The organism is Corynebacterium sp. HMSC073B01 (genome assembly GCF_001838255.1).
Classification (GTDB): domain Bacteria; phylum Actinomycetota; class Actinomycetes; order Mycobacteriales; family Mycobacteriaceae; genus Corynebacterium; species Corynebacterium jeikeium_D.
The window spans coordinates 82,688-105,520 of record NZ_KV836149.1 but is presented as its reverse complement, the minus strand read 5'-3'; the positions used below and the strand labels follow the sequence as shown (position 1 = coordinate 105,520).

18 protein-coding genes and 1 pseudogene are annotated in these 22,833 nt (G+C 58.2%); all 19 read left to right on the top strand.

All coding sequences use genetic code 11. The features are described from left to right. The first annotated feature begins 18 nt into the window (after positions 1-18). The 19 genes and pseudogenes from HMPREF2849_RS04180 (at position 19) to carB (ending at position 22,833) form a co-directional block, all read left to right on the top strand. The gene (locus HMPREF2849_RS04180) at positions 19-1,200 is read left to right on the top strand and encodes a phosphotransferase family protein (protein WP_016422694.1); all 1,182 of its coding nucleotides are present in this window, start codon (positions 19-21) and stop codon (positions 1,198-1,200) included. A gap of 148 nt (positions 1,201-1,348) precedes the next feature. Beyond that, on the top strand, positions 1,349-2,674 hold the full coding sequence (locus tag HMPREF2849_RS04175; protein ID WP_224433708.1) for a replication-associated recombination protein A: 1,326 nt from the start codon (positions 1,349-1,351) through the stop codon (positions 2,672-2,674). Between the two features lie 128 nt (positions 2,675-2,802). Beyond that, positions 2,803-5,463, top strand: coding sequence for an alanine--tRNA ligase (gene alaS / locus HMPREF2849_RS04170; protein ID WP_070862634.1), 2,661 nt, complete (start codon positions 2,803-2,805; stop codon positions 5,461-5,463). Between the two features lie 37 nt (positions 5,464-5,500). Further along, positions 5,501-6,004, top strand: a complete 504-nt coding sequence (ruvX, locus tag HMPREF2849_RS04165; RefSeq protein ID WP_049193736.1) for a Holliday junction resolvase RuvX — start codon at positions 5,501-5,503, stop codon at positions 6,002-6,004. A 259-nt stretch (positions 6,005-6,263) separates the two neighbouring features. Continuing rightward, complete coding sequence (gene mltG, locus HMPREF2849_RS04160; protein ID WP_070602568.1) at positions 6,264-7,490, top strand: endolytic transglycosylase MltG; 1,227 nt, start codon at positions 6,264-6,266, stop codon at positions 7,488-7,490. A gap of 14 nt (positions 7,491-7,504) precedes the next feature. Next, on the top strand, positions 7,505-8,320 hold the full coding sequence (locus HMPREF2849_RS04155) for a shikimate dehydrogenase (RefSeq protein ID WP_016422699.1): 816 nt from the start codon (positions 7,505-7,507) through the stop codon (positions 8,318-8,320). A 26-nt stretch (positions 8,321-8,346) separates the two neighbouring features. Then, the gene (locus HMPREF2849_RS04150) at positions 8,347-8,958 is read left to right on the top strand and encodes a prepilin peptidase (RefSeq protein WP_049190770.1); all 612 of its coding nucleotides are present in this window, start codon (positions 8,347-8,349) and stop codon (positions 8,956-8,958) included. A gap of 94 nt (positions 8,959-9,052) precedes the next feature. Continuing rightward, entirely contained in the window at positions 9,053-10,240 is a 1,188-nt protein-coding gene (gene aroC / locus HMPREF2849_RS04145; protein ID WP_180802971.1) for a chorismate synthase, read from the top strand. Between the two features lie 40 nt (positions 10,241-10,280). Then, positions 10,281-10,802 carry a shikimate kinase gene (locus HMPREF2849_RS04140; protein ID WP_070858631.1) on the top strand — a complete coding sequence of 174 codons (522 nt, stop codon included), beginning with the start codon at positions 10,281-10,283 and terminating at the stop codon, positions 10,800-10,802. Between the two features lie 87 nt (positions 10,803-10,889). After that, positions 10,890-11,999: a 3-dehydroquinate synthase gene (gene aroB / locus HMPREF2849_RS04135; protein ID WP_070862633.1), complete on the top strand. Its 1,110-nt coding sequence runs from the start codon at positions 10,890-10,892 to the stop codon at positions 11,997-11,999. Continuing rightward, a complete protein-coding gene (gene aroQ, locus HMPREF2849_RS04130) occupies positions 11,996-12,472 on the top strand; it encodes a type II 3-dehydroquinate dehydratase (protein ID WP_016422704.1) in 477 nt (158 codons plus the stop codon). The genes aroB and aroQ overlap by 4 nt, the downstream gene beginning before the upstream one ends. Continuing rightward, the gene (locus tag HMPREF2849_RS04125; protein ID WP_070653108.1) at positions 12,469-13,641 is read left to right on the top strand and encodes a M24 family metallopeptidase; all 1,173 of its coding nucleotides are present in this window, start codon (positions 12,469-12,471) and stop codon (positions 13,639-13,641) included. The genes aroQ and HMPREF2849_RS04125 overlap by 4 nt, the downstream gene beginning before the upstream one ends. A gap of 87 nt (positions 13,642-13,728) precedes the next feature. Further along, positions 13,729-14,292, top strand: a complete 564-nt coding sequence (gene efp, locus HMPREF2849_RS04120) for an elongation factor P (protein WP_016422706.1) — start codon at positions 13,729-13,731, stop codon at positions 14,290-14,292. 48 nt (positions 14,293-14,340) lie between these two features. Continuing rightward, positions 14,341-14,862, top strand: a pseudogene (gene nusB / locus HMPREF2849_RS04115) (transcription antitermination factor NusB); the annotation flags it as partial. Positions 14,863-15,296: 434 nt separating this feature from the next. Continuing rightward, a complete protein-coding gene (pyrR, locus tag HMPREF2849_RS04110; RefSeq protein ID WP_049193730.1) occupies positions 15,297-15,866 on the top strand; it encodes a bifunctional pyr operon transcriptional regulator/uracil phosphoribosyltransferase PyrR in 570 nt (189 codons plus the stop codon). Then, positions 15,863-16,816: an aspartate carbamoyltransferase catalytic subunit gene (locus tag HMPREF2849_RS04105; protein WP_016422709.1), complete on the top strand. Its 954-nt coding sequence runs from the start codon at positions 15,863-15,865 to the stop codon at positions 16,814-16,816. The genes pyrR and HMPREF2849_RS04105 overlap by 4 nt, the downstream gene beginning before the upstream one ends. Next, the gene (locus HMPREF2849_RS04100; RefSeq protein WP_049193729.1) at positions 16,817-18,178 is read left to right on the top strand and encodes a dihydroorotase; all 1,362 of its coding nucleotides are present in this window, start codon (positions 16,817-16,819) and stop codon (positions 18,176-18,178) included. Between the two features lie 38 nt (positions 18,179-18,216). Then, complete coding sequence (gene carA / locus HMPREF2849_RS04095) at positions 18,217-19,449, top strand: glutamine-hydrolyzing carbamoyl-phosphate synthase small subunit (RefSeq protein ID WP_371259590.1); 1,233 nt, start codon at positions 18,217-18,219, stop codon at positions 19,447-19,449. 24 nt (positions 19,450-19,473) lie between these two features. Further along, a complete protein-coding gene (gene carB, locus HMPREF2849_RS04090) occupies positions 19,474-22,833 on the top strand; it encodes a carbamoyl-phosphate synthase large subunit (RefSeq protein ID WP_070862632.1) in 3,360 nt (1,119 codons plus the stop codon).

Sequence of the window (22,833 nt, the reverse complement as noted above, 5' to 3'; positions counted from 1 at the left end):
TCATTGAAAGGGCATTCAATGGAGTACTCGGACGACGCTGCAGCAGAAGTTGACAGCGTAGTTAAAGATGCAGAGACACTGCTTTCCGCACGATTCGGCGGCACTCCAGTGTTGTCGGATCCAGAAGTACTTACAGGTCAGTCAAACGCTCTTGTTGTCCGCGTACGGGTCGCCACAAATCCCTTTATGCAGGAACGCACGGTCGTCGTAAAGCAAATTCCTACGACGACTGAAGGCGTCGATCCCGCCGTTTTACGGGAAGTCGTGGCGTACCAGTTCATCAATACACTGCCTGACGACGTCCGCCCGGGGCCTCAGCTTCTTGCTTACGATGTTTCAAAGCAGCTATTGGTTCTCAGCGACGTCGGTGTCGTGGACACTCTTGCGGACGTACTCTTTCGTGGCGATGAAGAGCGACGATTGCGCGCATTCCGCAGCCTCGGCGCTTCGCTGGGTCGGATGCATATTCACACGCATACTCGTGAAGAGGGATTTGAGACCCTGCGTCGTCGTATGTGGGTGAAGAACAAGGTCGATCGCGAGGCTCTCGAGGCGCGTGACCACGGCATTGTGTCGGGGATTCGCTTTGGTATGCGAGCTGTCGAGGGGTCCGGCATTCCTGTTCCCGACGCTGTGCGCTCTTTCGGTGAGGATGCTGCTCGTCGAATTGAGAAGGGCACGCATAGGGCGTTTACTCCGTTTGACCTCGCCCCGGACAACATTCTGCTGGCGGATAAGGTCCAGTTCCTCGACTATGAGTGGGCTGGTTACCGCGATGTCATCTTCGACGTGGCCAGCGTCGTCGCAGGCTTCCCGCTGCACGTTTTCGTGGAGCGTCCATCGGAGGCAGAGGTCGACGTGTTTGTCCGTGCCTGGATGGAAGAGATTCGTGACCATTGGTATCGCGGCACGAGCGACCGCCGTTTGATGGCGTTCATCGCTGCGGCGTTGCTCGGTTGGTTTTTCATCTCCGCAACGGTTTCCTTCTTCGGTTCTCCAAAACAAGCGCTGTGGGTGGGGCATGAAGGACGCACGGACCTGAAGCCGGAAGTTGGCGGCTCAGCACTGGAGCGGCGCGACATGGCTAACACGGCTCGCGCGATTGCACAGTTCGCCCATAAGTGTGAGGACGATCGTGCCGACGAGCTGGAACAGTTCGCGCATGCAGTCATCGATTTCTTAGAGCAAGAGGAAGGCTAGGGCACACGTGGCGGATCCGAATAAGCTGCCGTCAGGCGGTGCAAACGGCTCCGCCGATGACGCTCCAGGGCTTTTCGACGAGCCTTCGGTCGCCGGACCTACAGCGGCCAAGAGCCAAGGTCGGAGTGCGGGGCCAGCAAGCACTGGCCTGAACTCCGATGCGAGCGCCTACTTTCACCCAGGTGCACACGCGCCGTTGGCGGTTCGGATGCGACCGCGAAACCTCGATGAAGTCGTTGGTCAAGACCACCTGTTAGCCCCCGGAGCACCGTTGCGCCGTCTGGTCGAAGGTGGCGGCGACACTTCCGTTATTCTGTTCGGCCCTCCTGGAACTGGCAAAACCACTCTCGCCAGTTTGATTTCCGCGGCGACCGGACGACACTTTGAAGCGCTTTCCGCGCTTAATGCAGGAGTGAAGGAAGTGCGTGCGGTTATCGATACTGCTCGTCGCACACTCGTTAACCAGGGCATTCAAACGGTGCTCTTCATCGACGAGGTGCACCGTTTTTCCAAGACCCAGCAGGATGCCCTGTTGGGTGCCGTGGAAAACCGGATTGTCCTTCTCGTCGCGGCAACGACGGAAAACCCATCCTTCTCAGTGGTGTCCCCGCTGCTCAGTCGGTCACTGCTGTTGCAGTTGCAGTCACTGGACGACGAAGCCGTCGGCACGCTCATTGATCGAGCACTTACCGATGAGCGCGGCCTGAATGGTCGCGTCAGTATGACAGACGATGCACGTAAACAGCTCATTGCGCTGGCAGCTGGTGATGCTCGTCGTTCCCTCACGTACCTCGAGGCAGCCGCAGAAGCCGTCGCCGATGGTGAGCAGATTACCGCTGAGTCGCTTGCCAATTCGATCAACAGAGCCGTGGTTCGCTATGACCGCGACGGCGACCAGCATTACGACGTCACCAGCGCGTTTATTAAGTCCGTCCGCGGATCTGATGTCGATGCTGCCCTGCATTACCTGGCGCGGATGATTGAGGGTGGGGAAGACCCTCGGTTTATTGCCCGACGAATCGTAATTCTGGCCAGCGAAGACATCGGTATGGCCGACCCGACAGCTCTGCAAACCGCCGTCGCCGCGGCGCAGGCAGTTGCCTTGATAGGGATGCCGGAAGCCCGGCTGACGCTGGCGCAGGCCACGATTCACTTGGCAACAGCACCGAAGTCGAATTCGGTCATAAGCGCAATCGACGGGGCATTGAAGGATGTTCGTTCCGGGAAGACCGGACCGGTGCCACCACATTTGCGCGACGGACATTACAGCGGGGCTAAGGACCTTGGTCACGCGGTGGACTATATCTACCCGCACAATGACCCCATGGGTGTCGTCGCCCAACAGTATCCACCAGATCAGTTGGTGGGCACTGATTATTTCGTCCCATCCAATCACGGTCGTGAAAACGGCATGGCTGAATACCTCGGACGCATTCGCCGAATTATCCGGGGGAGCCGCCGGAAATCGAAGTAGGCGAGATCGGTCGGAATCTACGGGGTGCCGGTGGGGTGGTTTTAAAGTTGCTCGAACCGAGCGGGTAGACTGCTAGTTTTGTATTAAACATCTCGGACGCTCGACGTGAAACGAGGAAGTAGAACACCGTGCAGACTCATGAAATTCGAAATCGCTTCATCCAGCATTTCGTAAAGGCGGGACACACCGAGGTCCCCAGTGCCTCCCTGGTTTTGGATGACCCGAACCTGCTGTTCGTTAATGCCGGCATGGTGCCGTTCAAGCCCTACTTCCTCGGCAATGAGACTCCGGACTTCTCCACCGCGACCTCAATTCAGAAGTGCGTGCGCACACTGGACATTGAAGAGGTGGGTATCACCACCCGCCACAACACCTTCTTCCAGATGGCGGGTAACTTCTCCTTCGGAAATTACTTCAAGGAAGGTGCCATCACTCATGCATGGAGCCTTCTGACTGGTGCTGTTGAGGACGGCGGCTTTGGCATCCCGGCTGAGAAGCTGTGGGTGACGGTTTTCCTCGATGACGATGAGGCTCATGACATCTGGCACGAGAAGGTTGGTGTGCCGGAAGAGCGCATTCAGCGCCGAGGCATGGCGGACAACTACTGGTCCATGGGTGTGCCTGGCCCGTGTGGCCCGTGTTCAGAGATTTTCTACGACCGCGGCCCGGAGTACGGCGCTGACGGTGGCCCAGAGGCGGACGAGGATCGCTACATCGAGATTTGGAACCTCGTCTTCATGGAAAACGAGCGTGGCGAAGGAACAGGCAAGGACTCTTTCGAGATTCTTGGCCCGCTGCCGAAGAAGAACATCGATACCGGTATGGGCATCGAGCGCGTTGCTTTTCTGCTGCAGGGTGTCGACAACGTCTATGAAACCGATCTGCTGCGTCCGGTTATCGACGAAGCTGAGCGGCTCACCGGTTCGAAGTACAGCTCCAACCACCAGGACAACATCCGTTTCCGCGTCATCGCTGACCACAGCCGCACCGGCTTGATGCTGATGCTCGACGGTGTCACCCCCTCGAACTCCGATCGTGGCTATATCCTGCGTCGCCTGCTGCGCCGCATCATCCGCTCTGCGCGTCTGCTCGGCGCTAACGGTCCAGTGCTGGAGAAGCTGATTGGTATTGCGGCCGAGACCATGACCCCGTCGTACCCAGAGATCGCGGAGAACTGGAACCGTATTCGCCGCGTCGCCGTCGCCGAGGAAAAGACCTTCACCAAGACTCTGTCCGCCGGTGAGGAGCTGTTCGAACGTGCTGCCACCAAGGCCAAGGCAGAGGGTAAAACCGTTCTATCCGGTCACGACGCCTTCACCCTGCATGACACCCACGGCTTCCCAATCGACCTGACCATCGAGATGGCCGAAGAGGCCGGCCTGACCATCGACCGCGAGGAATTCGATCGCGAGATGGCTGAGCAGCGTGCGCGCGCAAAGGCCGACAGCCAGGCAAAGAAGCAGTCTCACACCGACCTGCATGTCTACCGCGAGTTCATCGATGAACACCCGACGTCCTTCACTGGTTACGATCGGCTTGCCGACGAATCCACGATTCTTGGCATCATTGCCGATGGCCAGAAGCAGTCGTTTGCCGCAGAGGGCGATGAGATTGAGGTTATCCTCGATCGCACTCCGCTCTACGCCGAGGCCGGCGGTCAGCTGGCTGACCGTGGTCGTATCGTGACTGATTCCGGCGCTGTGGTCCACATCAACGATGTTCAAAAGGTGGGCAAGAAACTGTGGCTGCACAAGGGCATTGTCACCGCTGGTGAATTCACTCCGGGTGTCTCTGCTGAAGCTTTGGTCGACGAGCAGTGGCGTCACGGTGCTCGTCAGGCGCACACTGCAACTCACTTGATTCACGGTGCTCTGCGTCAGGTACTGGGGGATACTGCAACTCAGGCTGGTTCCATGAATAAGCCGGGCTACCTCCGTTTCGACTTCAAGTACGGTGAGCAGCTCACACCGGAACAGCTCCGTGAGATTGAGCAGATCACCAATGAGGCTGTCGACAACGACTGGGCTGTCAATACTGCCGAGATGCCTTTGGAAGAGGCCAAGGCAGCTGGTGCCATGGCATTGTTCAACGAGAACTACGGCGACATCGTCCGCGTTGTCGAGGTCGGTGGCCCGTTCTCAATTGAGCTGTGTGGCGGTACCCACGTTTCGCATTCTTCGCAGATTGGTCCGGTAGCTGTGCTGGGCGAGTCCTCGGTCGGATCGGGCGTGCGCCGTATTGAGGCTTACTCGGGTATGGATTCCTTCCGCTACCTGTCCACCGAGCGTCTCCTGGCTGAACGACTGGCCACTGAATTCAAGGCTCCTTCTGCTGAGCTGCCAGACCGCATTGCAGCACTGGCTGAAAAGCTCAAGGCTGCAGAGAAGCAGCTCGCTGATTTCAAGGCCGGACAGCTGCTGGCCAATGCCGCGTCTCACCTGGAGTCCGCTCGCACCATCGGCGATGTCACCTACCTCGGCCTTAAGCTTCCCGACGGTACGGAGATGAAGGACATCCGTTCGCTGGCTAATGACTTGGCGAAGCGCCTTGCGGATCGCCCAAGCGTCATTGCGTTGGTTTCCAACGCTGGCGGCAAGGTTCCGTTTGTGGCCTCGGTTTCGGATGAAGCCGTCAATCGCGGTATTAAGGCCGGCGATTTGGTGAAGCTGATGGGCGCTGAGGTCGGCGGCAAGGGCGGCGGTAAACCGGCAATGGCACAGGGCTCCGGCTCTGATGCTTCCGGAATCGACGCAGCATTGGCCGCGGTTGAGGCCGAACTGTCCAAGTAGCCAATTAACGGCTGTGCTATCGGAAGAGCAGTAAACAATGGCTAAGCCCCGTATTGATACCCCCGGTCAGGATGATCCTGGTCGGGGTCGACGGCTCGGAATCGACGTCGGCGATGTCCGCGTTGGCGTCGCGGTCTCTGACCCCGACTGTATCCTGGCGACCCCGGTTGAAACAGTCACTCGAGCAACGGGGCGAAAAGATCCTGACGGGCCGGATATTGACCGGCTCGTGGAACTTGCCACTGAACTTGAGGTCGTCGAGATTGTTGTCGGCATGCCCCTTATGCTCGACGGCTCGTTCGGGACTTCTGCGCGGAAAGCTACTGACGTTGGATTCCGGCTGCAGCGCCGACTCGGTGATCGAGTCGTAGTGCATTACGCCGACGAGCGGATGACGACGGTAATGGCCCAATCACGACTGCACGCAGCAGGTATTGATGTTAAGTCCGGTCGGAAGATTATTGACCAGGCTGCGGCAGTAGAAATTCTGCAGTCCTGGTTGGACAGACGGGCAAAAGCTTTGGACGAAAATACCGAGTAGGGGCACACAAAAGTTACCGAAAGGTGACAATTCACCCACCTTTGCGCAATTATTAAGTGTGTAATACCTAAGCACGTTTGTCGCGTGCATAGGATTTGAAAAGTTGAAGTGGCGATTCACACCTACAATGCAACCTAGTGCTACGACTTCGTCGTAAAGCTATGTCGCACCAGTCGTTATTAGTCGCGTGTCGTACCTGAATGGGAAGACTCCTTGCTGATACCGATGGGAGAGTGAGCTGCATTCGAGGAGATTATTGATGAGTAAAGACGCGCAGACTGCGCGCCGCACTGATAGCGGCGGTGCCGACCGGGACCGCGCTGGTGCTCGCAGCGGTGGGGCAAAGCCTCGAGTTCGTCACCGCCAAACGGCAGTGGCAATCAATGTAACTTCTGTCCTGTTATGCGTGTTGGTCCTCGGAGTGATTGGCCTCGTCTGGAATCGTGGCGGCATTGTTGACGATTACGATGGCAAAGCTGAGGGTCCATTGACGATTGTTGAGGTCAGTGAAGGCACGTCACTTACTGATTTGTCCAACCAGTTGGTGGAAAGCGGCGTCGTCAAGTCTTCCCGTGCGTTCATCCAGGCCGCGAATGAGAACTCTCATTCAAGTGAATTGCAGCCTGGTTTCTACCGACTCCATCAGCGGATGAAGGCCGACGAGACCGTCGAGGCTCTTCTGGATGTGGAAAATCAGGTCGGTACCGTTGACATTCCGACTGGCGCCCGTTTCGCCGATACCCGCATTGTGTCCTCATCAGATGTACGTAAGGGAATTTTCTCGCTTATTTCTGAGGCCACTTGTGTTGAGGACAATGACTGCGTGTCCAAGGCCGATCTCGAACGTGCTGCTGGCGAGGCCGATTTGGCCGCGCTGGGTGTTCCAGAATGGGCACGGGACGCGGTAGCTGCGCGTGGCAACGACCCTCGTCGTCTTGAGGGACTCATTACGCCGGGTATTCATCACCTTGACCCGCAGCAGACGCCCGAACAGATGCTGGCAAAATTGGTCAAGGAATCGGTGAAGAATTATGAGGACACGGGTCTCATGGCTTCAGCGGACATGGTTGGTCTTACTCCATACGAGCTGATTACCGCAGCTTCTTTGATCCAGATGGAGGCCCCAGATGGCGACTTCGATAAGGTCGCTCGCGTTATTCTCAACCGTCTCGACGAACCGATGCAGCTGCAGTTCGACTCGACAGTCAACTACGACCTGCCAGATCAGGAAATCGCAACCACGGATGAGGACCGCGCGCGAAAGACCGCGTGGAACACCTACGCCAAGGAGGGGCTGCCGGAAACCCCCATTGCTTCGCCCTCCATCGAGGCGATTCGTGCCATGGAAAATCCGGCAGACGGCACCTGGCTGTACTTTGTCACGGTGGACAAGGAAGGAAATACTGTCTTTAGCACGACCTTCGAAGAGCACGAGGCCGCTATCGACGAGTCACGCAACAATGGCGTGCTGGATTCCAACCGCTAAGAGGTAGAACTCCTATGCCTATAACTCATCGCGCAGCCGTGCTGGGAGATCCGATTGATCACTCGTACTCGCCGGCTATTCACAACGCCGGTTACCGCGCTGCGGGAATGAATGACTGGCACTATGACCGCATCCGATGCAACGCCGAAGAGCTTGCCGACGTCGTTGGTGGCGCAGACCCCAGTTTCCAGGGGTTTTCCGTCACGATGCCCGGCAAGTTTGCCGCGCTGGACTTCGCCGATGAAGTCAGTGAGCGCGCACGGCTCATAGGTTCAGCGAACACTCTGGTCCGTCGCGATTCGGACTGGTTTGCCGACAACACCGATGGCGACGGCGTACTGGGAGCACTGCGCGAGATAGACTGCACGAACGCACCACGTGGCCGCGCCGTTGTTGTTGGTGCCGGTGGCACAGCACGGCCGGCACTTTGGGCGCTGTCGCAGCTGGGGGTCAATCATGTGACCGTGGTAGCGCGCTCCGAGCGCGCATATGACATTGAACCATTAGCTGCCGCGCTGGGGATGGAATTTGTTTGGGTGACTTTTGATGTTCCAAACCTGGCAGATATTGCTGGTAATGCCGACGTGCTGGTCTCTACGGTGCCGTCAGCCGCAATTGAGTCGGTTGCTGGCTACCTCGCTCGAGCACCGAAGATTCTCGACGTCATTTACAATCCCTGGCCAACCCCACTTGTGAAAGCAGCGGAACGCGGAGGGACACAGGCGGTCGGTGGATTGTCCATGTTGCTACATCAAGCGGTGGGACAGTTTGAGCAGTTTACTGGACGCACTCCCGATGTCGAGGCGATGCGTGCAGCGCTGCCGAACTAGCTTACAACCGTTACAATCCCAAAGTTATGGGGTGGGGAATAACTGAGATAGGGCTGTCTCCGATTGGACAGCACAGGATTGACCCGGTCTACCTTGACCGGGTTTTCTATTTCCTAGTCGTGATGCTTGTACTCGGCTGGGGCGGTATTGGCTGCTGGTTGGATGTGACTCGGCGAAGACTACCGAACTGGTGGTTAGTGCTAGGGGCAGTGGGTCTGATAGCAACCACTGGAATGGTGCTCCAGCAAAAGAGCACCTTGGCTGACAATCTCGCCAGTGCAGTCGCAGCCATAGGAACAGGAATAGGCCTCTGGTTTGGCCTCTATGTAGCAGTCTTCATCTTCAACCCACGCTCTATGGGGGCTGGAGATGTGAAGCTCGCAGCAATTCTCGGGGGCGGTGTCGGTCTGGTATCGGGCGAGCCAGTGGCGACAGCAATTTGGATTGCAGTGGCAATTCTGTTGGCTGCCGGACTCACTCTCCTCATGGCAGGAGTCACCGCGGGAAAGCGGGGCTGGGGTGACCGTCGTAAAGCAAAAACAGCGCCTGTACCGGCGAGCGTGCCTCATGGGCCTGCGATGCTTGCAGCAACCGCCATTGTGTGGGGGATAAGCGGAGGGTACCTACAAGTCCCCTGAAGCGGTAGACCAGGGGCGATGAATTGGGGCATATTTGAAACTTGTATGCCCCCAAATGCACAAGAAGTACGGCAAACGTGACATTATGATACCTATGCTTCGTTGGACTACCGCGGGTGAATCTCACGGCAAAGCGCTTATCGCTCTCGTAGAAGGCGCGCCAGCCGGACTTCCCCTGACTACAGATGACGTATCACGCCACCTCGCACGCCGCCGCCTCGGCTATGGTCGCGGGGCGCGAATGAAGTTTGAGGCTGATGAGGTCACCCTGCTGACTGGCATTCGACATGGTGAGACGCTGGGATCGCCGATTGGCATTATGGTCGGCAACTCCGAATGGCCCAAGTGGACTGAGGTCATGAGCCCGGATCCAGTTGACCCAGTTGTTTTGGATACAGCTCGTGGCGCCACCTTAACCCGCCCGCGCCCGGGGCATGCCGATTTCAACGGCATGCTGAAGTACAACCACACCGATGCTCGAAACATCCTGGAGCGTTCATCGGCTCGCGAGACTGCAGCACGTGTGGCGGCATCGGTTGTGGCACGCTCAATTCTGCGTGAGACTCTCGGTGTGGAAGTTGTCAGCCACGTTATTTCCATCGGTCGTTCGGAGCCCTGCGAGGGGCCACTGCCGACCTTCGCTGATCAGGACAAGATTGACGAGTCGCCAGTGCGTGCATTCTCCGCAGCTGCGGAGGAGTCGATGATTGACGAAATCAAGGCCGCCAAGAAGCAGGGCGACACCCTCGGTGGCATCGTCGAGGTCGTTGTCCACGGTCTGCCGGTGGGTCTGGGATCGCACATTTCCGGTGATGCCCGTCTGGATTCGCAGCTTGCGGCTGCCTTGATGGGAATTCAGTCCGTCAAGGGCGTGGAGATCGGCGACGGTTTTGAGGAAGCCCGTCGCCGTGGCACCGAGGCTCACGATGAAATGGTGCGTACCGACGACGGCGTGGATCGGGAAACTAACCGCGCCGGTGGCCTGGAGGGTGGCATGACTAATGCTCAACCTCTCGTTGTGCGTGCTGCGATGAAACCAATTTCGACCGTTCCGCGTGCGCTGAAGACCGTCGATATGGCCAGCGGCGATGCAGCTACCGCAATCCACCAGCGCTCTGATGTCTGCGCGGTCCCGGCCGGCGGTGTTGTCGCAGAGGCAATGGTCGCGCTGGTACTGGCGCGTGCAGTGATGGAAAAGTTCGGCGGCGATAGCCTGGAGGAAACCAAGCGTAACGTTGAGGGCTACTTGGAGCAGACTCGACGTCGCCTTGATTGGAAATAGCGCCACAGTCGCGCACACGAAGAAGGGTAAAACGAGGGGAATGTCCGTTCCTACTATTGTCCTTGTCGGACCGCCCGGATCGGGAAAGTCCACCATCGGTCGTCGACTGTCTCGTGCATTGAGCACAAAACTCACCGATACCGATGAGATGATTGAACAGCGCATGGGCAAGACTTGTGGGGAAGTCTTTTCCGAGCTGGGAGAGCCGGAATTCCGCCGTATCGAGGAACAAATCGTGGCGGAGGCTCTGACCCACGACGGAATCGTCTCACTTGGCGGTGGTGCCGTGATTTCGCAGGCGACCCGTGACCTGCTGGCAGACCATAACGTCGTCTACCTCGAGATCAGCATTGCAGAGGGTGTCCGTCGTACAGCGGGTAACAATTCGCGCCCGGTGCTCCAGGCGGATGATCCTGAGGCTCATTACCGCGCGCTCTATGAGGCTCGCCGAGCTTTTTACGAAGATGCAGCCACTTTCAAGGTGCGTTCCGACGAACGTTCCCCGCAGCGCGTTGTGGCCGAGATCCTCAGCTACCTCGATGAAACCTGCGACGAGGCTTAACTGGCGACTCTTAAAAGGCGGCAGCTAATCACTGCCGTATAACCAGCAACTCCATACATTTCTTACGCTAACGACTAGGGACTGACAATGAACTCAACCCGCACAATCCGTGTTGAAGGCCCATCGCCGTACACGGTGACCATGGGGCATGGACTCACCGAGCAGATTGCGGAGGCCGCTACCTTTGCTTCCCAGGTTGCGGTAATTCACCAGGGGAGCGTTCAAGAGCTGAGCTTCGGCGTCATCAAGGCTCTGGCGGACAAAGGAGTCGACTCCTTCAGCATCCAGGTTCCGGATGCGGAGGAGGGCAAGACGCTCGCAGTTGCTGAAACAGTTTGGGACACTTTTGGTGAACGCGGTCTGGGCCGGCGTGACGCGGTAATCGCGATTGGCGGCGGTGCAGCTACAGACTTCGGTGGATTCGTCGCCGCCGCGTGGATGCGTGGAGTGAAGGTTATCCAGGTCCCGACGACGCTGCTCGGCATGGTCGACGCAGCTGTCGGCGGTAAGACCGGTATCAACACTGCAGCCGGCAAGAACCTGGTCGGCGCTTTCCACGAGCCTGCCGCGGTGTTCTGTGACCTTGATGTCCTGCGCACCTTGCCGAAGGCCGAGCTGATCGCGGGCTCGGCAGAGATTATCAAGGCTGGATTTATCGCGGACACGAAGATTCTCGATCTTTACGAGGCAAACCCGCAGGCCTGCCTCGATGTTGACGGTGACCTGCCAGAACTGGTCGAGCGCGCGATTGCTGTCAAGGCACGCGTTGTCGCTGAGGATCTGAAGGAATCTGGCCTCCGTGAGATCCTGAACTATGGCCACACTTTCGGTCATGCCGTTGAGCACTTTGAAAACTACCGCTGGCGCCATGGCCATGCCGTAGCTGTAGGCATGGTTTATGTTGCCGAGCTGGCCAAGATCACCGGACATATTGATCAGGAACTCGTCGACCGCCACCGTCGCATCCTAGAGTCCATTGGTCTGCTAACGACCTACCAGACAGGTCGTTTTACCGAGCTCTACGATGCGATGACCAGGGATAAGAAGAACCGCGACGGTGCGATCCGCTTCGTTATTCTAGAAAACCCCGGTGAAACAGCCCGTCTTGAAGGCCCGGGAATGGATGACCTCGAGCGTGCATACGAACTGCTCTGCAACAATGGGCACGCCGCATCAGAGGAGTCAGCCCGCTCATGACCTCTCTTCGCGCAGCAACTGATGCCACAACGGCGATTCCGACCGTGCTTGTTCTGAACGGCCCGAACCTCGATCGTCTGGGCAAGCGTCAGCCAGAAATTTACGGTGCCACTACTTTGGCCGATGTCGAATCTGAACTTCGCACCCTAGCCAAGGAGCTTGGCGTCGTAGTGGATTGCCGCCAATCCAACTATGAAGGTCAACTCATCGAGTGGGTTCACGAAGCTGCCGACTACGGTTGGCCAGTCATTATCAATCCAGGGGGGTTGACACACACCTCCGTCGCCCTACGTGACGCGCTTGCCGAAATTGCCGACGGCGCGGGCTTCCACGAGGTCCATATTTCAAACATTCACGCCCGGGAGGAGTTTCGGCACCACTCGTACCTGTCGGCGCTTGCCGCGGGCGTTATCGTCGGATGCGGAACTGATGGGTATTCCATGGCACTGAGAAGGGTGAGTACGAAACTATGACAGATATCTCCACGAACTACGCCGCCCGCCGAGCCGCTCTTATCGACGCATTGTCCGACAACGACTGCGACGGTTTCCTCACAGTCGATCCGACGCATGTTGGTTGGCTTACAGGTTTCCACGGCTCGAATGCTGGTTTGATTGTTGCGGCCAGTGGGGAAGCGCTGCTTTCCACCGACGGCCGCTATACGGTTCAGGCTGGCAAACAGGCACCGGACGTGGAGTTACTCACCGCCCGCAACACCGGCGTGGCACTCGTCGGTCAATGCCGAAAGCTGGATATCTCGCGTCTTGGTGTTGAATCTGAGTTCCTCACTATGGCCGCTTATCAAGAGCTAGAGGATGCCCGGCCACAGGCACTCGAGCTGGTATCGACTACGGGCGTCGTCTCTAAACTGCGGGAGGTCAAGTCCGATACAGAACTCGTCGCTCTGCGCCACGTCGCCGACATCGCGGTCCGCGCATTCGAGGACTTGCTTCACGACGGCATCGTGGTCGCCGGCCGCACGGAGCGCGAAGTCGCCGCAGAGTTGGAGTACCGCATGCGCATGCATGGCGCCGATCGGCCAAGCTTCGACACGATTGTCGCGAGCGGCCCGAATTCCGCCAAGCCACACCACGGAGCGGAAGATCGCGTAATCGAGGCAGGTGACCTGGTCACTATTGACTTTGGCGCCTTTGCCGGGGGCTACAACTCAGATATGACACGTACCCTCTTTGCCGGTGAGGCGGGAACGTCGTCAAGCGAAAACGGTCCGAACAATACGTCGTCAGATTTGGACGGCGCGATTGTTGCCGGGGTGGAGTTCGCAGACGAGAAGGCCCGAGAGATTTACAATGTCGTGCTGGAAGCCCAGCTGGCTGGCGTAAAAGCGGCCGTGCCAGGGGCTGATGTTGTGGCTGTAGACGCAGCATGCCGGGACATTATTGAAAAGGCTGGTTATGGGGAGCACTTCGTTCATTCCACCGGCCACGGAATCGGTATTGAGGTGCATGAGGCTCCATTTGCTGCTCGCACCGGCAAGGGGAAGTTGGCAGCTGGCATGACGTTGACCATCGAGCCTGGTATTTATGTGCCGGGGTTCGGCGGTGTGCGCATCGAAGATACGTTGATTATCACCGACACCGAGCCGGAAATTATTACGCAGCTGCCGAAACCGCGGGCCTAACATCACGGCGTTTTATTTTTCTCTCGATGAGATACGGAGTATCGTGGTTTCGTCAGAGAGCTTTTTAACAATTTCAGGAGAGTTTAGTTGGCTACCACCGCAGATTTTAAAAACGGTCTAGTTATCAAGCACGACAATAAGCTTCAGCAGATCGTGGAGTTCCAGCACGTCAAGCCAGGTAAGGGTCCGGCATTCGTCCGCACCAAGCTGAAGGACGTTCTGACCGGCAAGGTTGTTGACAAGACTTTCAACGCTGGCGTCAAGATTGAGACTGCTACCGTCGACCGTCGCGACATGACGTACCTGTACCACGACGGTGAAGGATACGTCTTCATGGACGACAAGACCTACGACCAGATTTCCATCCTGGACGCTCAGATGCCGGAGGGTGCTAAGTTCCTGCTTCCGGAAACCACCTGCCAGGTGTCCTTCCATGAGGGCAACGTTCTTTTCGCTGAAATGCCTGTTTCGGTTGAACTGAAGGTTGAGCAGACCGACCCGGGTCTGCAGGGCGACCGCTCCACCGGTGGCACCAAGCCGGCAACTTTGGAGACTGGCGCTGAGATTCAGGTGCCGCTGTTCATCGAAACCGGCGACGTACTGAAGGTCGACACCCGTGACGGCTCCTACCTGTCCCGCGTCAACCACTAATTCCCTCATCTAGTTCACCCTTTTGTTGAGAGCGATACATACACATCCATGACTGAAAAGGATCACAAGTCCGTCGAGACCCCGGATGCGCAGGAGTCCGCGAAAGTTCGCGAACCTAACTACAAGCGCCACGGCGCGCGCTACCGTGCGCGCCGTCGTGCGGTAGATCTGCTATTTGAGGCCGAGCAGCGAGGCGTCGACGTCGTCAAGCTTCTTGAAGAGCGGCTGGAAATGGTCCGTAATCCCGATCTGGATGTGAATCCAATTGCGGAGTACACCGAGCAGATCGTGCGCGGTGTAGCTGCGGAAATTATCGGTATCGACTCGACGATTTCTTCGTACCTGACGGAGGAGTGGCCGCTGCGTCGCCTACCGGCAGTCGACCGTGCTATTTTGCGTCTTTCCACCTGGGAGCTGTTCTACAACTCCGACGTGCCTCCGCGTGTGGCCGTGGTGGAAGGCGTTGAGCTGGCATCGGAATACTCCACTGATGTGGCGGCACCGTACATCAACGCAGTTCTCGATGCCGAGGCCAAGATTGCCGACCAGGCACGCCTGGCAGCAGCAGCTGTTAGCACTTCGGTGGGCGAGTCCCAGTTCGACGAGGCTATTCAGGCACAGGCTGCTGCAAATGAGGAAGCTGACAAGGCACTGGCTGACTCCGATGAGATGGCTAAGATTACCGGCCTGGACATGAGCGATATTGCCAAGCTGGTGGCTGAAGACGTGGCTAAGAGCGAGAACGGGTCCTAGCCAATCAAAGCGGCCGGGCTCACTGCGAGCCGATCACAGTCGGTTCTCGCGGATTGTCTGAAACTCCAAGTCCCTTTTTTGGGGGCTTGGAGTTTTGTTGCATTTAGAGGCAATTTAAGTGTGAGTGCTATTCTGGTCAGCGGAAGTTTGCACCGCGACCGTAGTTGCGGGTCACGCAAACTGATAATCAAATATCCACAATCAAGACATCCTTTAACGGACCGCACTGAGAGGCGGGGAAGGAGGTCACGATGAGCGAAGGAACGCCGCAAACAACCGAGCTGCTCAATGCAGACGAAGTTGCACGTACCATCGCGCGCATCGCGCACCAAATTATTGAAAAAACTGCGCTGGATAGCCCAAATGCTGGGCGCGTAGTTCTCCTCGGTATTCCGTCTGGTGGCGTACCGCTGGCGGAGAAGCTAGCCGATTTGATTGAACAGTTCTCCGGCATTCGCCCGGAAACTGGATCGCTTGATATCACCCTGTACAGGGATGACTTGCGCAAGGGCCCGCACCGCGCCCTGCAGCCCACGAACATTCCAAACTCCGGAATCGACGGCACCACCGTTGTTCTCGTAGACGATGTCCTCTTCTCAGGTCGCACAATTCGTGCCGCACTCGACGCTATTGCTGACATGGGTCGCCCGCGAGTAATTCAGCTTGCAGTGCTGGTTGATCGTGGTCATCGTCAACTACCAATTCGCGCCGATTACGTCGGTAAGAATCTGCCAACTTCCCGCGACGAAGACGTCGATGTGCTGGTAGAGGCACTTGACGGCCGTGACGCGGTTATTCTCACCCGGGCGGAGGAACAGTGAAACACCTGATTAGCATTGCGGATTTGACCAAGGATGAAATTGTCGGCCTGATGGATGAGGCCGATCGTTTCAAGGAGGTCATCCGCGGTCGGGAAATTAAGAAGCTGCCGACCCTGCGCGGCCGCACTATTTACAACCTCTTTTACGAGAACTCCACGCGTACCCGCTCTTCTTTTGAGACTGCGGGTAAGTGGATGAGCGCCGATGTTATTAATATCTCGGCTTCCTCTTCCTCTGTGAAGAAAGGCGAAAGTCTGAAAGACACCGCGCTGACTTTGGATGCTATCGGCGGCGATGCCATCGTCGTTAGGCACCCATCGTCGGGCGCGGCACAGCTGATCGCCAAGTGGACTGAGGAATTTGGCAACGGTCCATCGATCATCAACGCGGGTGACGGAAAGCACCAGCACCCGACGCAGGCTCTCCTGGACGCGGTGACGTTGCGTCAGCGCCTCGGTGGAATTGAGGGGCGCAAGGTCGTCATCGTTGGCGATATTTTGCACTCTCGCGTCGCTCGCTCTAACGCCGATCTGCTAAGCAAGCTCGGCGCCGAGGTCGTCTTCGTCGCGCCACCGACGTTGCTGCCGTTTGGCATCGAGACCTGGCCGGTGCGTGTTGCCTACCGCATGGAAGACGAGATCCGAGATGCTGATGCCGTGATGATGCTCCGCGTTCAGCAGGAGCGCATGAACGGAGGCTTCTTCCCATCCCATCGCGAATACGCCACTCGCTACGGGCTGTCGAAGGCTCGCGAGAAGATGCTTCGCGACGACTGCATTGTGATGCACCCAGGCCCGATGCTTCGTGGCATGGAAATTAACGATGCCGTCGCTGATCTGCCGCGCACTGCCGTGCTGCAGCAGGTAGCCAACGGTGTCCACGTCCGTATGGCAGTTCTTTTCACACTGCTGACCTCAGGTGTTTCCGCCAACTTGGAAGGACAGGCATAAATGTCGAATCGCAATGAGTATGACGAAGCCTCGTACCCCGAGGTAGGACCGCTGGCAGCGTCCGCGAGGGGACAGCTGCTGCTGAAGGGTGTGCGTCCCTACGGTGAAGGCGAAGATGTCGACGTTCTGATCGAAGATGGCGTTATCGCTGAGATTGGTGAAAATCTCACGGCCGAGGACGGGGTAGAGGTCCTGGAGTTCGACTCCCTCGTTCTCTTGCCAGGCCTGGTTGACATCCATGTGCACCTGCGCGAGCCGGGCCGTGAAGATACGGAAACCCTGGCCACTGGTTCCGCCGCCGCAGCACGCGGTGGTTTCACCGCAGTGTTCACTATGGCCAATACCGCGCCGGTAACCGATGACCCCTCGATTGCTGAGTCGGTGTGGCTCAAGGGCCAGGCGCTGAACCTCTGCGACGTTCACCCGGTCGGATCCATTACTAAGGGGCTGAAGGGCGAGACGCTGACTGAGTTCGGCATGATGGCAGACTCGCAGGCGAAGGTACGCATGTTCTCCGATGACGGTAAGTGCGTTGATAATCCGCTGATTATGCGCCGCGCGATTGAATACGCCCGCGGCGAAGACGTATTGCTGGCGCAGCACTGCGAAGATCCGCGTCTGACCGCAGATGCATCGGCTCACGAAGGTCCGACCGCCGCACGACTCGGCCTGACCGGGTGGCCGCGCGTAGCTGAGGAGTCCATCGTGGCCCGAGATGCCATTATGGCTCGCGACTACGGCGGACGCATGCACATCTGCCACGCTTCCACCGAAGGTACGGTTGAGCTGGTCAAGTGGGCAAAGGAGCATGATATTCCGCTGACCGCCGAGGTTACCCCGCATCACCTGATTCTCACCGATGAGAAGTTGGAGACCTACGACGGCGTCTACCGCGTCAATCCGCCGCTGCGTGAGCAGCGCGACACCCTGGCTCTGCGTCAGGCTCTGATTGACGGGATCATTGACTGTGTCGCTACCGACCACGCTCCGCACGGCTCTGAAGAAAAGTGCTGCGAGTTCGAGCACGCTAAGCCCGGCATGCTTGGTCTGGAGACCTCGATGCCAATCATCGCCGAAGAGTTCGTTTTGAAGGGCGATTGTGATTGGCGCTGGCTGGCCAAGGTCATGAGTGAGCGTCCCGCTCAAATCGTGAAGCTACCGGGGCACGGCCGTCCGATTGCTGTCGGTGAGCCTGCCAACCTGACCGTTGTTGACCCGGGCAAAAAGTGGACGGTCCGCGGCGAAGACCTGGCGTCGAAGTCCGAGAACACTCCTTATGAGGAAATGGAGATGGCCGTGTCCGTGGCAGCTACCGTGCTGCGCGGTAAGGTGACCGCTCTTAACGGAGAGGTCGCTGGATAATATTCATGTCAACGCATAAAAATTCACATGCGTCCCGTATGATTAATGTAAATTCCTCGCACGCTACCCAACTGAAAGGCAATAACGTGAGCAACGAGTCGCAGGCCGCGGCCGCTACAGCGGCAGTCCTGGTATTGGCAGATGGCCGAGTGTTCCGCGGACGCGGTTTCGGCGCCACCGGTACAACCCTGGGTGAGGCAGTTTTTACCACCGCTATGACGGGCTACCAGGAAACCCTGACGGACCCGTCCTACCACCGCCAGCTGATTGTGGCTACCGCACCACAGATCGGCAACACCGGTTGGAACGATGAGGACTACGAGTCCCGCGGAAACAAGATTTGGGCAGCTGGCTTTATTATCCGCGATTTGTCGCGCATTCCCTCCAACTGGCGCTCGGAGCGCAGCTTGGAAGATGAACTGAAGGCACAGGGCATCATCGGTATCCGCCAGATTGATACCCGCGCGCTGGTTCGCCATTTGCGCGACAATGGCTCGATTGCCGCTGGTATTTTCTCCGGTGAGGACGCACAGCAGCCCGTCGATAAGCTGGTGGAAATCGTTCGCGCTCAGCCTGCGATGAAGGGCGCGGATCTGGCTCGCGAGGTCAGCACCGATGAGGCCTATGTCGTGGAACCACAGGGGGAGAAGAAGGCACGTGTTGTGGCCTACGACCTGGGCATCAAGTCCAACACCCCGCGTGAGCTGGCTAAGCGTGGCCTGGAAGTCGTAGTTGTTCCGGCTAACACTCCGTACGAAGATATTAAGAAGGAATACCAGCCGGACGGTGTCTTCTTGTCCAACGGCCCGGGTGACCCGGCAACTGCTGATGAGATGGTTGCGGTCGCCAAGGCTGCCCTCGATGACGGCATGCCGCTATTCGGTATCTGCTTCGGTAACCAGATTCTTGGTCGCGCACTCGGCCTGAATACCTACAAGCTGGTCTTCGGTCACCGCGGCGTCAATGTTCCGGTGAAAGACCACCGCACTGGCCGTATTTTTATCACCGCTCAGAACCACGGTTTCGCACTTGAAGGCAAGGCCGGCGAGAGTTTCGATACCCCGTGGGGCGAGGCAGAGGTTACGCACAACTGCCTTAACGACGACGTCGTGGAAGGTGTCGCACTGAAGAACGGCATGGCCTTTTCTGTGCAGTACCACCCGGAGTCCGCAGCCGGCCCGCACGATGCGCACTCTCTCTTTGATGACTTCCTGGCGCTGATCCAGAAGGTCGATTTCAACAAGTCCGCAACCGGAAACTCGAACAAGTAGGAAAGGGCTAAGGGACCTAACACCATGCCACGTCGTACAGACATCAACCACGTACTGGTTATCGGCTCCGGCCCGATTGTTATCGGTCAGGCCTGCGAGTTCGACTACTCCGGCACCCAGGCTTGCCGCGTGCTGCGCGAAGAGGGCCTGAGAGTCACGCTGGTCAACTCCAACCCGGCAACGATTATGACTGACCCGGAGTTCGCAGACTCCACCTATATCGAGCCGATTGAAACCAAGTACATCGAAAAGATCCTGGCCAAGGAAGCTGCAGAGGGCAACCCGATTGACGCTGTCCTGGCAACTCTCGGTGGCCAGACTGCACTGAACGCAGCTATTCAGCTGGACCGCGAGGGCATTCTGGAGAAGTACAATGTCGAGCTGATTGGTGCTGATATTCCGGCCATTCAGCGCGGTGAGGATCGCCAGATGTTCAAGGACATCGTCGCCAAGATTGGTGGCGAATCCGCTCGTTCCCGCGTCTGCCACAACATGGAAGAAGTCCATGAGACTGTTGCAGAGCTCGGTCTTCCGGTCGTTGTTCGCCCGTCGTTCACCATGGGCGGTCTGGGTTCCGGTCTGGCCTTCAACCAGGAAGACCTCGACCGTATTGCAGGTGGCGGCCTGGCCGCATCGCCCGAGGCCAATGTTCTGATCGAGGAGTCCATCCTCGGCTGGAAGGAATTTGAGCTCGAGCTCATGCGTGATGGCGACGACAACGTTGTCGTGGTCTGCTCCATTGAAAACGTTGATGCCCTCGGTGTCCACACTGGTGACTCGGTGACTGTCGCTCCGTCGATGACTCTGACCGACCGCGAGTTCCAGACCATGCGTGACCAGGGCATCGCAATTCTGCGTGAGGTCGGCGTTGACACCGGTGGCTGTAACATCCAGTTCGCCATCAACCCGAATGACGGCCGCATCATCACCATTGAGATGAACCCGCGCGTCTCCCGCTCGTCGGCGCTTGCTTCCAAGGCAACTGGTTTCCCGATTGCAAAGATTGCTGCCAAGCTGGCTATCGGCTACACCCTTGATGAGATCACCAACGACATCACCGCTGAAACCCCGGCAGCGTTTGAGCCGGTGCAGGATTACGTGATTGTCAAGGCTCCACGCTTTGCTTTCGAGAAGTTCCCAGGTGCTGACGATACGCTGACCACCACCATGAAGTCCGTCGGTGAGGCCATGGCTATCGGCCGTAACTACATCGGCGCGCTCGGTAAGGTCATGCGTTCGCTGGAGAACAAGCCAGCTGGTTTCTGGACTGTTCCGGATGAGGACTTTGCAGGTGAGCGCGCAAACGATGTCAACGCTGTCCTTGAGGACCTGAAGCGTCCGACTGAAGGTCGCATCTACGACGTTGAGCTGGCTCAGCGTCTGGGTGCTTCCATCGAGCAGATCCACGAAGCTTCCGGCCTGGATCCGTGGTTTATCGCCGAGATGGAAAACCTGCAGGATATCCGCAAGGAGCTTATCGACGCTCCGGTGCTGACCTCCGACCTGCTGCGTGAGGCTAAGTACTGGGGCCTGTCCGACGCCCAGATTGCTGCGCTGCGTCCGGAGTTGGCCGGGGAAGACGGCGTGCGCGAGCTGCGCTGGCGCCTGAACATCCACCCGGTATTCAAGACTGTCGATACCTGCTCCGCCGAGTTCGAAGCACAGACTCCGTACCACTATTCGGCATACGAGCTGGACCCGGCTGCTGAGTCCGAGGTCGCCCCGCAGACCGAGAAGGAAAAGGTCATCGTCCTCGGTTCCGGTCCTAACCGCATCGGCCAGGGTATTGAGTTCGACTACTCCTGTGTCCACGCGGCGCTCGAGCTCTCCCGGGTTGGGTACGAGACCGTCATGGTCAACTGCAACCCGGAAACGGTTTCCACCGACTACGACACCGCAGATCGCCTCTACTTCGAGCCATTGACCTTCGAGGATGTCCTCGAGGTCTACCACGCTGAGAGCCAGTCCGGAAAGGTCGCAGGCGTCATTGTTCAGCTCGGTGGCCAGACTCCGCTGGGCCTGGCGGAGCGTCTGCAGGCCGCAGGTGTTCCGATTGTCGGCACTAGCCCAGAGGCAATCGACCTGGCTGAGGACCGCGGTGAGTTCGGCAAGGTGCTGGCTGAGGCCAAGCTGCCGGCGCCGGAGTTCGGTACCGCCACCTCCTTCGCAGAAGCTCGCCAGGTTGCCGCTGGTATCGGTTACCCGGTGCTGGTCCGTCCGTCCTACGTCCTCGGCGGCCGTGGCATGGAAATCGTCTACGATGAGGCCACTCTGGAGGACTACATCAACCGCGCTACCGAGCTGTCCAATGAGCACCCGGTACTGGTTGACCGCTTCCTGGACAGCGCCATCGAGATTGATGTTGATGCACTGTGTGATGGGGAAGAGGTCTACCTCGGAGGCGTTATGGAGCACATCGAGGAAGCCGGTATTCACTCCGGCGACTCCGCGTGTGCGCTGCCTCCGATGACTCTGTCTGCAGGCATCATCGACAAGGTGCGTGAATCCACCAAGGCACTGGCACACGGCATCGGTGTCAAGGGCCTGATGAACGTTCAGTACGCACTCAAGGACGAGACCCTCTACGTCATCGAGGCCAACCCGCGTGCATCTCGCACCGTACCGTTTGTCTCCAAGGCAACCTCGGTTCCGCTGGCTAAGGCCGCGTCCCGCGTCATGATGGGCGCTACTATCGCGGAACTGCGCGAAGAGGGCATGATTCCGTCCAACTTCGACGGCGGCTCTCTGCCTGCTGACGCTCCTATCGCGGTTAAGGAAGCGGTCCTGCCGTTCAACCGCTTCCGCGACTTCGAGGGCCGCGCTCTCGACAGCCTGCTGAGCCCGGAGATGAAGTCCACCGGTGAAGTCATGGGCTTGGCAGACAACTTTGGTGCCGCTTTCGCCAAGGGCGAGCTGGCCGGTTTCGGTGAGCTGCCGACCGAGGGCACGATCTTCGTCTCGCTGGCCAACCGCGATAAGCGCACTCTGGTCTTCCCGATCCTCACGCTGGCGGATATGGGCTTCCGCATCCTGGCAACGGAGGGTACGGCCGGTATGCTGCGCCGCAACGGTGTTGAGTGTGAGGTCGTCGCAAAGCGTACGACTGATTCCGATGCGCCGACGGACGAGCGCGACATCGTCGACATGATTCGCGACGGTGAGGTTGACATCATTATCAACACCCCGTCCGGTTCTGCTGGCGCACGCTCTGACGGATATGAGATTCGCGCTGCTGCTGTGAGCCAGGGCGTAACTTGTGTGACCACCGCTCAGGGGGCCGTCGCCGCACTGCAGGGCATTCTGGCACTGCGCAACGGTGAGATGAGCGTTAAGGCTCTGCAGGAACTCCACCCGGCAGAGTTGGCTGCTCAGGAGCAGGCCTAA